This is a genomic window from Bacteroides salyersiae WAL 10018 = DSM 18765 = JCM 12988 (assembly GCF_000381365.1).
Taxonomy (GTDB): Bacteria; Bacteroidota; Bacteroidia; order Bacteroidales; family Bacteroidaceae; genus Bacteroides; species Bacteroides salyersiae.
On the sequence record NZ_KB905467.1, the window covers coordinates 1356644 to 1372376 of the forward strand.

General features: G+C 41.2%; 9 protein-coding genes and 1 tRNA gene. 4 read left to right on the forward strand and 6 right to left on the reverse strand.

What is annotated here, in order from left to right:
• The first annotated feature begins 248 nt into the window (after positions 1 to 248).
• On the forward strand, positions 249 to 1325 hold the full coding sequence (locus HMPREF1532_RS16980) for an endonuclease/exonuclease/phosphatase family protein (protein ID WP_005932251.1): 1077 nt from the start codon (positions 249 to 251) through the stop codon (positions 1323 to 1325).
• Between the two features lie 95 nt (positions 1326 to 1420).
• Here HMPREF1532_RS16980 and HMPREF1532_RS16985 read toward each other — a convergent pair whose 3' ends face one another.
• The 3 genes from HMPREF1532_RS16985 to ettA all read right to left on the reverse strand — a co-directional run bounded on the left by HMPREF1532_RS16985 (position 1421) and on the right by ettA (position 7442).
• Positions 1421 to 2821 (reverse strand): choice-of-anchor J domain-containing protein, encoded by a 1401-nt coding sequence (locus tag HMPREF1532_RS16985; RefSeq protein WP_005932254.1) that lies wholly within the window; start codon positions 2819 to 2821, stop codon positions 1421 to 1423.
• A gap of 28 nt (positions 2822 to 2849) precedes the next feature.
• Entirely contained in the window at positions 2850 to 5531 is a 2682-nt protein-coding gene (locus HMPREF1532_RS16990; RefSeq protein WP_005932256.1) for a TonB-dependent receptor, read from the reverse strand.
• A gap of 216 nt (positions 5532 to 5747) precedes the next feature.
• The gene (gene ettA / locus HMPREF1532_RS16995; protein WP_025819076.1) at positions 5748 to 7442 is read right to left on the reverse strand and encodes an energy-dependent translational throttle protein EttA; all 1695 of its coding nucleotides are present in this window, start codon (positions 7440 to 7442) and stop codon (positions 5748 to 5750) included.
• A 512-nt stretch (positions 7443 to 7954) separates the two neighbouring features.
• On the opposite strand from ettA, the gene HMPREF1532_RS17000 reads away from it, so the two are divergent.
• Positions 7955 to 8027 (forward strand) — tRNA-Lys (locus tag HMPREF1532_RS17000).
• A 179-nt stretch (positions 8028 to 8206) separates the two neighbouring features.
• Here the strand turns inward: HMPREF1532_RS17000 and HMPREF1532_RS17005 are convergent.
• Positions 8207 to 10495, reverse strand: a complete 2289-nt coding sequence (locus HMPREF1532_RS17005) for an outer membrane beta-barrel family protein (RefSeq protein ID WP_005932261.1) — start codon at positions 10493 to 10495, stop codon at positions 8207 to 8209.
• Positions 10496 to 10931: 436 nt separating this feature from the next.
• Here HMPREF1532_RS17005 and HMPREF1532_RS17010 point away from each other — a divergent pair, with 436 nt between their 5' ends.
• On the forward strand, positions 10932 to 11150 hold the full coding sequence (locus tag HMPREF1532_RS17010) for a hypothetical protein (RefSeq protein ID WP_005932265.1): 219 nt from the start codon (positions 10932 to 10934) through the stop codon (positions 11148 to 11150).
• A 93-nt stretch (positions 11151 to 11243) separates the two neighbouring features.
• Here the strand turns inward: HMPREF1532_RS17010 and HMPREF1532_RS17015 are convergent, their stop codons facing one another.
• Positions 11244 to 11945: a sensor histidine kinase gene (locus tag HMPREF1532_RS17015; RefSeq protein ID WP_005932269.1), complete on the reverse strand. Its 702-nt coding sequence runs from the start codon at positions 11943 to 11945 to the stop codon at positions 11244 to 11246.
• Positions 11946 to 12243: 298 nt separating this feature from the next.
• A complete protein-coding gene (locus HMPREF1532_RS17020) occupies positions 12244 to 14016 on the reverse strand; it encodes a helix-turn-helix domain-containing protein (RefSeq protein WP_005932273.1) in 1773 nt (590 codons plus the stop codon).
• Between the two features lie 273 nt (positions 14017 to 14289).
• Between HMPREF1532_RS17020 and HMPREF1532_RS17025 the strand changes: the two genes are divergently transcribed.
• Complete coding sequence (locus HMPREF1532_RS17025) at positions 14290 to 15636, forward strand: MATE family efflux transporter (protein WP_005932274.1); 1347 nt, start codon at positions 14290 to 14292, stop codon at positions 15634 to 15636.
• Positions 15637 to 15733 lie beyond the last annotated feature (97 nt).

Consider the following 15733-nt stretch of genomic DNA (forward strand, 5'->3'; position numbering starts at 1 on the left):
TTGAGAGTTGAAAGTTGAAAGTTACTATGCAGCGTGGCAGTATTTATTCAGTTGAAAGCCTTGTTCAGTTGAAAGTTGAGAGTTGAAAGTTGAAAATTACTATGCAGCATGGCAGTATTTATTCAGTTGAAAATTAGGAGTTGAAAGCTGCCATGCAATATGACAGTATTATTTAGTTAAAAATTAAGAATTAAGTAACGAACATAAAACTTCCCCTCCCTTCGGGGAGGGGGCAGGGGGAGAGGCCCATGGGAAAAAAAGCCGTATCAAAACTATTTTATCACCTATCCATCTTATCAACCTTCCTATTGGCAGGTATCACCCTTGCCGGAGCTTTCTCCGGCCAACTGTCTCCTGCCGGACACATCCGCTTTGCCTTTATCGGCTTGGCATTGCCCGTATTGCTGCTGATCAACTTCGCAGCACTCATCTATTGGGCTATACGGCTACGTGTCTGGCTGCTCATCCCCCTCATCGCCATTTTAGGCAATTGGGGATATCTGAGCCGGGTCATCCGGTTCTCTTCTCCGCCCCCCTCCCTCGCGGCATTCACCATCGCCACTTACAACGTAGATGCCTTTAATGGAGATCAGACCGGATATTCCTGCAAAGAAATAGCCCGGTATATGGAAGAACAGCACGCAGATATTCTCTGCATGCAGGAGTTCGGCAGCAATCGCGAATTCAATGTAGATAGTGTGAAAAAAGCCTTTTCCACATGGCCTTATTACTCTATTCCCCAAGCTCCCGCCGGAACACCGATCCTGCAACTCGCCGTATTCAGCAAGTATCCCATACTCAGCCAGCAACTCATCACATACCCCGACAGTAAAAACTGTAGCATGTGGTGCGACATCGACATCAACGGAAAACGTATCCGGATATTCAACAATCACCTCCAGACAACCGAAGTAAGCAGCAACAAACGGACGCTGGAAAAGGAACTTAAAAAAGACAATACCACCGGAACCGAACATGCCATCCTCAAACTCACCGACGGACTGGAAGAGAACTTCGTGAAACGTGCCGCCCAAGCAGAGCATATGCACAAACTGATAACCGCCTCCCCCCACCCCACACTGGTGTGTGGCGACTTCAACTCCCTGCCCTCGTCATATACCTACCACACCATGAAAGGCAACCGTCTGAAAGATGGCTTCCAAACCTGCGGCCACGGTTACATGTACACCTTCCGCTATTTCAAGAGACTGCTCAGAATCGACTATATCTTCCACAGCGAGGAGCTGGAAGGACTGGATTACTTCTCTCCGGAGCTGGATTACAGCGATCACAATCCGGTGGTAATGCGGATGAAGATCAAGTAAACGGAAAGGGTATCCCAACCCCTTATAAATGAAAAGCCCACGCTACAACTATCTGTAACGTGGGCGATTTCATTCTATGACTCTATGTGAAATCCTTACTTAGGAATGCCTACATATACATTATCAATCTGACAAGTAGTCGTGAGTCCGGTAGCGTTGTCGCCGATATAACGGAAACCGACGTAGATCGTCTGACCGATATACGATGCTAAATCCACACTATACGAAGTAAATGACTTGTCATTTGTTTTGTCTAAGTTGTCCGGAGTGACATCGACCCAGGTAGCCGAAGATATGCTTGACGGATCACCGTTGAAGTCGGTAGAAATCATCAGCGTAAACACATCTCCTGCCAGATATCTGTACTCAAAATCAAAGTTCAATACCATCTCCTTCTGCATGACCAGTGCCGGAGTAATCAACCATGTCTCCAACTCGCCGTTGTTATAGGCTGTGATATTAGCATATCTGTTATTCTGATACGATCTGTACTCCCAAGATTTTTCACCTTTCACCTTGCTGTTGCACCAGCCCTCCAAAACAACATTGTCATAATCTTTCCCTTTCTCAAAGTCTTCATTCACCAAGATATCCGGAATGTCGCTCGGAAGGGTCACAGTCCACGCACTCTTATCATTGTCTACCACCGCACGTGCCTCTTTCACGACAGTCGAAGTCTCTGATACTTCACGGGCAATATGGATGTTGTCCAACTGGATAGTGGTCGTTTTTGTATCGGCAGCACCCGAATATTTGAATGCAATATTGATAGCCTTTCCTTCATATGAAGATAAGTCCATCTCACCGGCAGGCCCTAACTTGCCATAGGCATTGTCCGGTTCTTTAGGGATGTCAAAATTTTCGGTGACATCCTCCCACGTAGTGTATTTGGAAGTCACATCCGAGCTTGAACCGGAAAAGTCTTCGGAGATGAATACTTGTAGACAATCTCCTTTGTAATATCCGACACAGACGTCAAAGCTCAATTTATCCCCTTTTACCACCGTATACTTGGGAGTGATAAGCCAGGCTTCGGTAGTTTCGGCATCACCGTTCGCCATCTGGGTATATGCATTTCCACTGTATATCTTGTTTATCCAAGTCTTCTCACCGGTAAAATAATTCATCCAGCCGTCAATCTCCGTATTGGCCCCATTTACAAAGTTTCTTTGAAAATCTTCATTAAAGCCTACTTCATCAGAATAAGATGTCTTAAGCAGATTATATTTAATGGTCGCTTCCGAACCCTTTTCTGCCGTATAATAGGTAGAATTCATCCATTTCTCCAGATTTATCTTAGCAGGAGCCGTAGGATCATCGGAATTGTCTTCACCATCAAGAAATCCGCCTGTCGATGTATAATCACCGGCGTAAGTCAATTCTAATTTCAATACGTTTCCCGGACTATATTCTTTCATTCCGTCAAATTCGGGTTCATGGTTACATGAAACGAATACAAGCGCCAACGCTGCAGTTGCCAATATTATTTTTTTCATACTTGTTATATTCTTTATTATCATAAAATTAGAATCTGATCTTCATACCCATAGACCAAGTACGACCGAAACCATAGAACACAGTTGCGTCTTTCCATCCGTGACCACCGGTCTTTGCACCATTGTCCGTAGCATCGGTAATATACTGCTCATTCAACAGATTGTTGCAATTGGCTGTCCAGGTTGCATCGATACCGCCAAGATTGAACTTGTAGCTGATACCCGCATCAAAAGTAAAGAAAGAAGGGATACGCCAAGGTTGTGCCACATCTACCGGATCTCCATTCAAAGTGCTGGTAGTAATCAGACCTGCAATATCGTATTCAGAATAGTTACGTCCATTGAATAATCCGCCTACAAAGACACGAAGACCTTTCAGCACCTCATAATTCACATCCAGAGATGCCGTTGTCTGGGCAGCGTTACCAATCTTCACCCCTTTTGTATTCATCAGCAACCGTGCATGCTCGTCCGAGCCGGGAGTTACCGGTTTCATACTTTTATCAACGGCCTGGCCTTGTCCGTCATACATATAACCCAATACATTGTCTTTCGTCATAGTCCAATCACCGAAAGAGAACATACCGTTGATTGTCAGCGAACGGACCGGACGCAGAGTGAAGTCCAACTCGATACCCTGGTGCAATTCACCCACACCGTTCAAGTATACGTAAGAACTTTCCTGCGATACCGACAGGCGCTTTTGAATTGTACGGTCGTCCCAAGTGGTACGGTACAGATTCAAATTGGCGGAGAAAATAGAAGAAACGAATCCGTAACCCAGTTCAAAAGAGAAAACACCTTCGTTCTTACAATTAGGATTGAGCGCATTGCTTGTCTGGGAATTAAGGAAAATGCCACCTGAGAAATAAGGAGTACGGGAGTAGTAGCCGATGTTGGCAAATACGTTATGATGGCTGTCGATATTATAGTTTACACCACCTTTTACTCCATAACCGACTTTCGTTTTCTTTGCAGACTTTTCATTGTCTGTATAGAAATAACCCTTACGCCAGTTCGAAGCGGCATTCACGTTTCCGGATACGATAACGGATAGTTTATCCTGAGAATATTCAGCCTGTCCGAAAGCACCGTATTGTGCTATATAGCTGTCAAAGTTACGGTAAACAACGTCACCTACCCCTAAGCGCTCGTTCTGCCAGGCGATATCATCCTTTTTATATCCTACATTTTTTCTATCCGGATCGACAATAAAGTCTCCTCCCAACAGATCTACAATTTCAGCTTTGTGTCCGCCGTTATAGTAACGGAGGTCTATACCACCCTGCAGGTTCAGGTAATCATTCACCTGGTTGGTATAAGTTGAAAGAAGTCCGTACCACAAGTGAGTATTCATGTTTTTGGCCAAAGCGACTTTACTTCCATTGTCGGAAGCCGCGTTTTCTTCCATAATAGCAGCATAATTCATCGTTCCGTCTATCCTGCGATAAGTGGTATTCGGGATACCGGCTGTTGCCCCGTAAAGGCTGCTGGTATTACCTACACCCCGATATCCGAAGCCGTCGCCAATAGACATATACACGGAAGAAGAAAGGCTCGACTTGCGGTCGATATCCCAAACGTGATTCAAAGAAATCTGTGGCTTATGGTAAGAGTTATAGCTGGTACCGGTCATGCCTTTACCATTAATGTCATATCCGTAAGCAGCATTATAGCGATAGCCCAAACCTTGATTTACCTTCTTCTGCTTGTCCCACTCTTCGATGGTCAGCTCGTCATAACGCTTATTGTGAGTTTGGGGAGCACCCGTTGCTGTCAGAGACAGAGAATGACTGTCGCCGATACGCTTGGATATATTAATAAACCAGGAATATGCGTCAAACTCACATCCTTGGATATATCCGTCACCCCATGTCTTAGAACCTAAAACAGAAAAGGCCCAGCCATCCTTTGTCAATCCGGAAGAAAGGCTGAACAATACTTTATTATATCCGTCATTACCCATACCATAGGATAATGTACCGCCTTTTTGCGCATCGGTAGAGTTTGTTATAACATTGATAGAACCACCCACCGACGGGGAAGAAAGCTTAGAAGCACCCAATCCTCTTTGCACCTGCATAGAACGGGTTACATCAGACAAGCCTGCCCAGTTGGACCAGTAGATACCTCCCCATTCCATATCATTCATAGGGACACCGTTAATCATCACTCCTACATTGGAAGTACCGAAACCGCGGACGGTTACACGGGATTCACCAAAACCACCGTTGTCTTTGGAAGCATATACGCCCGGAGTGGATTTCAATATCTCCGGAAATTCTTGTGTTCCCAACTTTTCCGAGATAAATACCGGGTCGACCGTAGATACCGCCACCGGAGTTTTACGTGAAATGGCAATGGACGAAGTAATCGTCACGTCATTCAACATCACTGCATCCTGTTCCAGTTTCACAATACCTAAATCCACAGAAGCGCCTTTCTGCGTTACTTTCTTTTTCAGGTCCTTGAAACCTACATACTTAAATAGTAACGTTGCATTGGGCGCGACACTTTGCACAAAATGACCGTCAAGATCGGTGACAGTTCCTTGTGAAGTACCTTCCACCATAATGGCCGCACCAACCAATGGCTCACCGGTTTCTGCATCCACGACTTGACCTTTCACTGTAGTCTGGGCAAAAGCCGTAGCAGCAGAGCATACTGTCAGTATTGCAACCAGCAGAAAATGAATTAGATGTCTTCTCATAATTCTGTTTGTTAGTTAATAGATTTTATTAATTAATAATGTTTTGAAGCGCAAATATAATTAATAAGATTTAGAACTACATTACATTTCCATTTCAAATTTTAAGGATGGTCAACATTTTATTGCATTCTAAAACAAAAAAAGCCCCGCAGGCGATCTGCAGGGCTTTCTATTTAAAACTGAACGAGTTAGAAATCTATCAAACTGACATCGATATCAATCATTCATTAGCTTTCTATAACGTACACGCTTAGGCTCTTCATTTCCGAGACGTTTCATCTTGTTTTCTTCATATTCAGAATAAGAACCTTCAAAATAGAATACATTGGAATCGCCCTCGAAAGCAAGGATGTGGGTACAGATACGGTCGAGGAACCAACGGTCGTGCGAAATGACCACGGCGCATCCGGCAAAATCCTCCAGACCTTCTTCAAGTGCACGAAGCGTATTCACGTCGATATCATTGGTAGGCTCATCGAGAAGCAGCACATTGCCCTCTTCTTTCAATGCAATAGCCAGGTGCAAACGGTTACGTTCACCACCGGAAAGCATTCCGCAGAGCTTTTCCTGATCGGCACCGGAGAAATTGAAACGTGAAAGATAAGCACGTGCATTGATATCACGCCCACCCATGCGAATCAGTTCGTTACCTCCGGAAATTACCTGATAAACAGTCTTGTTGGGATCGATATCCTTATGCTGCTGGTCTACATAGGCCACCTTTACAGTCTCTCCTACCTCAAATTCTCCTTTATCCACCGTCTCAAGTCCCATGATAAGCCGGAAAAGGGTAGTCTTACCGGCACCGTTAGGACCGATCACCCCGACAATGCCATTGGGAGGAAGCATAAAGTTGAGATCATCGAAAAGCAACTTCTCACCATAAGCCTTGGCTACATGTTTAGCTTCAATAACCTTGTTTCCTAAACGGGGACCATTCGGAATGAAAATTTCAAGTTTCTCTTCTTTCTCTTTCACATCCTCGTTCAACAGTTTGTCATAAGAGTTCAGACGAGCTTTACCTTTGGCCTGACGAGCCTTAGGAGCCATACGCACCCACTCCAGCTCACGTTCAAGAGTCTTACGGCGTTTGCTGGCAGTTTTCTCTTCCATTTCCATGCGTTTGGTCTTCTGGTCCAGCCAGCTGGAATAATTTCCTTTCCAGGGGATACCTTCGCCACGATCCAACTCCAGAATCCATCCGGCTACATGATCGAGGAAATAGCGGTCGTGCGTTACGGCGATTACCGTACCCTCATACTGTTGGAGATGTTGTTCGAGCCAGTCGATAGACTCCGCATCCAAGTGGTTGGTAGGCTCATCGAGAAGGAGTATATCCGGTTTTTGAAGCAACAAACGACAAAGAGCCACGCGACGGCGCTCACCCCCTGAAAGGTTTTCCACCAACTGGTCTTCGGGCGGACAACGGAGTGCATCCATCGCACGCTCCAGTTTACTGTCAAGATTCCATGCATCCGTAGCATCGATGATATCCTGCAATTCTCCCTGGCGCGCAAAGAGTTGGTCCATTTTATCTTGATCCTCATAATATTCGGGTAAGCCGAATTTCTGATTTATTTCTTCATATTCATTCAGAGCGTCTACAATAGGCTGTACTCCTTCCATTACGATTTCCTTCACGGTCTTCGTATTATCCAAATGAGGTTCCTGAGCCAGATAGCCTACCGAATATCCCGGTGAAAAGACCACCTCACCCTGATATGATTTTTCCAGTCCTGCAATAATCTTCAACAAAGTAGATTTACCCGAACCATTCAAACCGATGATACCGATCTTTGCCCCATAAAAAAAGGAAAGGTAAATGTTCTTCAGCACTTGCTTGTTATTCTGGAAGGATTTACTCACTCCCACCATTGAGAAAATAATCTTTTTATCGTCTACTGTTGCCATACAATATAATAATGTAAAATGTAATTTTGGGCAAATGTACACAAAATCTTCGATATTCATATCCGTCCCACTAAAAACAAAGTATTCTTCCCTACCCTCAAAGCATTCTTCTCCCCTCTCTCATCCACATTAACATCTTTAACAGTTCATCTTAAAAGACATTCCTCTCATTTGCAACAATCTATACTTTTATGGTATAATAATCTATACTATTGCATAGTAACAATCTATATTTAACACTCCATTAAGTATATACTTTTAATATCTCGGTATAACGACCAATATAAGATGCTATAAATAAACATTTTATATTCAATTCTTATTATTTCCCGTCCAACCATAATCCTAAAAGTGCTTTTGCATCCAATCTGCTTAACTTGCTATTTCAACAACTATAAAATGAATGTATTGTCATAGCTATTCTAAAAAACATTCAAATTATTTTGGTATTTATAAAAAACTCTCTATCTTTGCACCCGCAATCAGGAAATAACTGATTTGCAATAAGGATTGATTCGCTAGCTCAGCAGGTAGAGCACAACACTTTTAATGTTGGGGTCCTGGGTTCGAGCCCCAGGCGGATCACTGAAAATTAGAGAGTTACATAATAGTAGCTCTCTTTTTTTATACCTAAATTATGCTGGTTTACACGGGGAAATGTAAAAACGGATCAACGTAAAAACCTGAGGGATTTTCGAATTTACAAAAGTTAATCCCCAAGATTTCAAACTGAACCGAATTCAATCCCCTTGTATCCGTTTAAATTACATGCCGAAACGGGATGTATCTACCTCTTTTATTTCCTTTTTCTTATATCCGCCAAAACGAAAACTGAAATGCACCGTAAAAGCCCGAGAATAAGCAGCACTATTCATATCCAGATACTGTCCTTTGAAACGGACTTTTGTTTTGGGCATTCCTTCATTAAAAATGTCGTTACAGCGTGCCGACAAACTTATTTTATCATTGGCAAAATTCCATTTTACCCCAGCAGTAAGATCGAAAACAGTCCCTATATCAAATGTTCCTTGTATAGCAGGAGTCTGCACATTGCCAATTAACTCGAAAGAGAGGTTTTTATTGATTTTAAACGCGTTGTCCAACGAACTACTGAAGAGCCATTTTCTCCGGTCAAAGGGAATGTCAAAGAAGTTATCACAACGTTGATGCATTTGCATCCCGGTCATAGTCAAACGGGAATCAAGCCAATTTCCCACTTTGAAAGGAAGGATAAGGTTCACACCCCACAACTGCATGTAATTCCAATTCGTATTTTTGTAGATCAAGGCCAGTCTCTCCGTAGATTGGTACGGAGCTTGGACAAAATAGTCTGACGTATGCATAAAAAACAAATTGAAGATGTATTTTTGCTTCAAGATATAACTCCCATTTAAATTATAAGCTGTCATCGGTTTCAACCCCGGTGTCCCCCACAACTCCGTATATCCGTTAAGATAACCCACTGAAGACTGCATATCCCAATAACTCGGATAGGTTTTATCCGTAGACAATGAGAGTTGGAATATATGCTTCGGAGTTTTAAGATAAGTCAATGATGCTTGCGGATAAACAGCCCATTTATGATAATTACCAATAGTATAATATTCCCCCGTAGCAGATATGGAAAAGGAAGTTCCCGATGCATAATTCCGGCCTAATGAAACATAAAAACCGGCGGTCTGTTCTTTCAGGTCGGAATAAGTATCTTGCGTATAGATATCACCGGTCACCTGACTGTAAGTCTGAAAATCCCGGTCTTTCGCAAACCGGTAAGACACTCCATATCCCAAATTCCATTCTTTAGATAGCTGATGTTTTTGATCTGCATAAACAGAATACCGCTCAATCCTTTGCCCACCGACCATAGAGAAACGGCTCAGATCGCCATCCGTATAATCGGCCAACAGACTCTGATTGTTATTGGAAATATAACGGGTGTAATCACCACCGATATCAAGCCCAAAGCCCGAATGGTATTGCAACATGATGTTATTCATATGAGTATCAATATATTTGTCTACATTACTGGTCTGATAATTACCATTTGTCCGGCTATTGTTGTATTGGTCGGGAGTGTAGCTGCCGGTATATGCTATATTGATATTATTCTTATCGTCAAAGTTGTATTCAAATGCAGTTCTAAGATTATGATTCCAATATTTACTGCGCAATTGTTCGTTTTGTGTGATATCATATAGTTCGCCTTTCAATGTATGCCGGGAATATAGATCTATATATTCCATGTTTTTCACATTATTTGCCCCATACAATACGTCAAAAGCCATTTTAGGTGTCGATAAGCGAAAATTTCCTTTCATATTGCCACTGTTGAAGTACTTGTTCTTGTAGTCAGCGCTTATTTCCCCTTGAAAAGCGTAATCATTCGAGCGCTTTAAAACAACATTGACAACTGCGCCCCGTACATGATATTCGGGAGGGGCGCTGTACATTACTTCCACTTTCTCTACGCGGTTTATCGGAGTATTCCGCAAAAGGGTTTCAAGTTGCCCGGCATCCATCGTTGTAGGCTTCCCATTCAAGATTACAGTCAGACTTCCTGCTCCCGCCAAAGTCAATGTTCCCCTATCCTCTTGTATTCCCGGTAATCTCGTTAATGCTTCATAGGCATTATTCACCACATGGCTTTCTGCGAGAGCCGTAAGATTATATCCTAAACGCCCATCTTCCACTTTTACAAGAGGCCGTTCCGCTTTTACTACAACTTCATTTAAAGCATAATCTTTGGGCTGAAGCTGAATGATCCCCACACTCTTTCCCTGGCCCGTTATCTGTTTCGTTTGATATAAAAGATGCTGTATAATTAGTCGATATTCCTCCGGCTGGCTATTTAAAAGAAATGTGCCGTCGGCATTGGATATGGATGCACCTACATAGATAGAATCCATCGTTTGCAACACGATAGTTGCACCGTCTACCGGCTGTTGGCTGTCATCTGTAATTTTACCACTGATTGTCTGCCCCCAAACAACTGCCTGAAAATTATCTAAAACTATATACCCTATTATACACAAAATAATTCTGCTTAATCTCATATCCGCTCAGTTAAGTATTCAATATTTTCATCCAAAGCTATAGATTGGTGATGTGTTCTCAAATTTTAGCACAAATATTCGCACAAATATATATTGCATATCCATATATGTCGTGAATTATGCAAAAATAGGAAAGACAATTGCCAATTAAAAGCAATTGCAAAAATAAAACCTCAATAATCACCACTCTTTAAGTAATTTTCGGTTAAGATTATATTAATTATCAATATGCATAGTAGACAGCATGCGAAAGTACCCATTCTACTACACATAAGTAATATCCCTATTGGTCGCCCGGATCATACATTTCGTCATAAACAATAAGGGCGTTCGTCGAAAATAATTTTATAGAAACTTTTATTGATGTATCTTCGCGTCCTGAACAGAAAACAGAACATCCGATAACGAAACGATTCACAACAAAAAATGTCCCAATATGCAAAAACAAATTCTGATTTTCCGAACCTCCATAAAGGATAAGCAAGATATGAAGCTCATCCAAACTCTTTTCATCCAATTTCCCCAAATACACAAATGGAACGTGGACTTGGAAGATTGGGAAAAAATCTTAAGAATAGAATGTCATGGAGTGACTTCAACCGATATATTGAATGCATTGCAGACAATTAACATTCATGCAAAAGAATTAGAGTGAATATTTTCTCTGCCAAACCTTTGATCGGGCATTGTGGCAGCAGAAAATCAAAAGAGCATTCATATTATCTGCTTTAAAATATAAATAGCACTTTTACAAGCAAGTGGTATAAGGATGTGTAAACCAAAACCGCGAACCCTTACCCGGTTCGGACTCTACGCCTATATCCCCACCAAATTGTTTTACTACAACCTGACACACAGAAAGCCCTAATCCGGCGCCTTGTGAAAAAGCATCCAATTTAACGAAACGTTCAAAGATCCTTTCTTGCTGTTCTTTTTCAACTCCGATCCCAGTGTCAGTCACATAAAACTCGATGTGTTTATTCTTCAATATATATCCTATCACGATATTTCCCCTAAGAGTAAATTTAATGGCATTAGCTACTAAATTTGTGATAACCTGATGTAATCTTTTCCTGTCAGTCACGATATGGCATTCCGGTAAATCATTCTCCACTGACAACTCAACACCAGCCGGCAATCTGAAAGACATAACACATGCAATATCCTTACATACAGAAGAAATCTCCACATCATCTTTTTCAAAATCAAGCTCTCCGGCATCTATTTGAGAAATATCGATAATATCAGACAGCAAACGTAAGAGTATATCATTGTTTTCGCGGATAATCTGAACGTATTCTTTCCGTTCACCCTCATTTTCAGCATCCACCAACAGATCTGAAAATCCAACGATCGCATTTAAGGGAGTTCTGATTTCATGATTTATATTGGCTAAAAAGGCACTTGTTATGTCAAATTCTTTTTTGTGGCTTTTCTTCTTCTTGTCCATACATTCATCAAATGTAATTATACAATATTATACGTAAAGAAAGTGTATTTGAGATGAATGCGGCTACAATATTTAAAACAAGATATTAAGATTTGTTCTAAAGTTATTAATAAAAATATTAACCTGTTATAAATCAAAGAAATATAAATGAATATTTATAAGATTCAAAGACATACAAATATCATTTTCAAGTATTCGGGCACATTAACGCCCCACGGAATGGAAGCTGATTTCCCGATGCTATTTTATAAATGTATTATCCAGCAACTATAAAAAGACAGCAATATTCTGTCAATAATTATTCCAGTTCGTTTTGGGCTTTTTTAAATTCAAACGGAGTCATTCCGGTTTTCTTTTTAAATAAGATATGAAAAGTAGGCATACTATTAAATCCGGATTCTTCGGCAATGGCCTTTAGTGTATAATTAGGATATTCTTTCAGTAACCTGATCGCATGGGTGATTCGCAAATCATTGATATATCCGCTTAAATTAGTTCCGGTGTTTTCTTTTATCATCTTGGCAAAGCGCGCATTATTCATTCGCACTAACGGCACCAGATCTTCTCTGGCAAGTTCTGAAGAAAGATATAATTTCTCCTGCATGATGACTGTATTCAACTTATTGAATAATATTCTATTCTCTTGCTCTTCTTCATTCACCTCTGTATTATCTGATACATTTTGTACATCACCTGTTGATTGAACGGAACTTACAATACATGAAACTTTATCTTCTTTTATATCCACATTGCGATTACCATCCCCGGTCACTTTCTCTTTTTCATCAATGCCGGCAATCCGCTCATTGATAAGTTTGACCAAAGTCTGATTTTTATATTTGATAATACAGGTATGACGCCACATTCGCCATAGTATGAATAGAATCAGAACTGTAATGCAAGTGAAAAAGAAAATCGAGATATTCCTGACTTTCAATTGAAAAGCCTGCTCTTTAATAAACTCTTCCTTTTCATTCATTTTATGGACAGTGCTCAATTCCAATGCTGCGTTCTGTTTTTCACGAGTGTTCATACTATCCACTATTGTCAAAATCGACTCACGCAATTCCGCCACCTTTTTAAAGTCATGCAACCCGAGATAAGCCTTCACTTGTTTCTGCAAAACACTTAAATACTGCAAGTTTATAGTATCCTGATGTTGTAATACAGCCCTAAAATTTTCACATATATCAACAACTCTCGCGTATTGTTTATTCAGTAACAGATATGGGGTCGCATCATATTGCCCGTCCGGTGTCAAGGCAGCTTTGGTAGACAGATATCGGTTAAAATACTTCTCTGCCTCCATATATAGCTTTTTGAAATGGCAGATATATGCCAATTTTGAATACACATAAGCATATTGCCGGTCAATATACCCTTCCGGAGTCTGATATAACGAATCTATCGCATGAATCAGTTTCTCCCGTTGCAGTCCTATCGCCAAAGCTTCATCATAGCGGGAGTCATCAAGCAGATACCCCATTTTTATCCCATAAAAATACGACAGCATGGCCGCCCCTTCCCTGTCTTTAATATTTTGCAATAACCGGATGGCCGTATCAAAATGTTCGTAACTTCTTTCTTTTAAAGAGAGCATCCTTTCATTTTCACCGATACAGAAAAGTAATTTACTTTCAGCCTTAATATCATTTTGTCTTTGAGCAAATTCAATACCCTGCATTGCGTACCTCATACTTTCTTTATATTCACTGAGCAGATTTGAAAGTTCGGCTAAGGCTATCGTCATTTGCAGCAAGTGTTCCGGATTATTTTGTGAAACAGAATCGAGGACATACGATTTCCGGGCATAATCAAATGCCAGTTTATTCATATACATATTACGATAAGCCATACTACGCAAATCGCTAATAAGGTATGGCAACATGGTTCCCCGATTTTCCGCTTCATCCAATAGTTTCAATGCACGTTCCGGTTCTGCTATGTATATCTGCGAGATATATTCTCTTGTATACAACGAATCGTCACTCGCAACGTCTTTTGCCATTGATAATTGACTGTACAAAAACAGAAACGCAAAAGCATAAGATAAGATAGAGATGTATTTCATTAATTTCCATTATTGCGCTTCAAAAATAGAGCATATTTTCCAAATATTTAGTACGATTTGCCCGACCGGCCATTTAAAAATACTTAAACAGCTTGCAATTACCGGAATATTTCAACGCACTTCATTCTACATAAGAAAACATTATTCCATTAAAAAGACATTGTATCCATACTTTGGTATCAATGAAAAAAATCGCGGCAGGAATAGATATATCCGAGCATAGTTTTTCATATCTTTGCGCCTCATTTCATACGACAAGCAAAAGAATCATCCATGCAAGGAATAAAAAACTTAACCCACGGATCCATAAACCGTCAATTATTCAATCTGGCTATGCCTATTATGGCAACCTCCTTCATCCAAATGGCCTATAGCCTGACAGACATGGCATGGGTAGGGCGTTTAGGTAGTGAAGCAGTAGCAGCAATCGGTTCGGTAGGCATACTTACATGGATGTCCGGTTCTATTTCATTATTGAATAAGGTGGGATCGGAAGTTAGTGTCGGACAATCCATCGGAGCGCAAAATCAGGAAGACGCCCGTCACTTCGCTTCACACAATATCACGATCGCACTTCTTATATCCATATGTTGGGGAGCATTGTTGTTTATATTGGCAGGCCCTATTATACGTATCTACGAACTCGCTCCGCATATTACCGACAATGCCGTAACTTATCTCCGGATAGTTTCCACAGCGATGCCTTTCGTTTTTCTTTCGGCGGCTTTCACCGGTATCTACAATGCTGCCGGACGAAGCAAAGTTCCTTTTTATATCAGTGGGACCGGATTAATACTGAATATCGTGCTCGATCCGCTTTTTATTTTCGGATTCGGACTGGGAACTAATGGAGCTGCCTATGCAACTTGGATTTCCCAGGCAACCGTATGCAGTATCTTTATATATCAATTACGTTTCCGTGATGCACTTTTAGGTAGCTTTCCTTTTTTCACTCAACTAAAGAAAAGATATACGCACCGTATTCTGAAATTGGGGCTTCCGGTAGCTACCCTCAACACTTTGTTTGCTTTTGTCAATATGTTCCTGTGCCGCACGGCTTCGGAGCAAGGCGGGCACATCGGATTGATGACCTTTACTACCGGAGGGCAGATAGAAGCCATCACATGGAATACCTCACAAGGATTTTCTACAGCATTGAGCGCCTTCATAGCACAGAACTATGCAGCCGGAAGAACGGAAAGAGTTATAAAAGCATGGCACACCACTTTATGGATGACGGGAATATTCGGTACGTTCTGCACACTCCTGTTTATTTTCTTTGGAAATGAAGTATTTGCCATCTTCGTACCGGAACAAGCTGCTTATGAGGCAGGAGGCGTCTTTCTTCGGATAGACGGATACTCCCAACTTTTTATGATGCTTGAAATTACCATGCAGGGCGTGTTTTATGGTATCGGAAGAACAGTACCGCCTGCCGTCATCAGTATCACATGTAATTACATGCGTATTCCACTTGCCATTTTCTTCGTCCGTTTAGGTATGGGAGTAGAAGGTATCTGGTGGGCAGTTAGTGTAACAACCATTGCTAAGGGATTAATCCTGCTGATGTGGTTCATTATTATACGAAAAAAGGTTCTTTCCATCAACAAAATTGCATAGTTAGTTGTTTTTGAGAGAAAGGAACGACGGCATAACTAAATATTTTTTTATCTTTGTCCTCGTTTTAGAGTTTATCACTAATAAATTAATAAGAAGT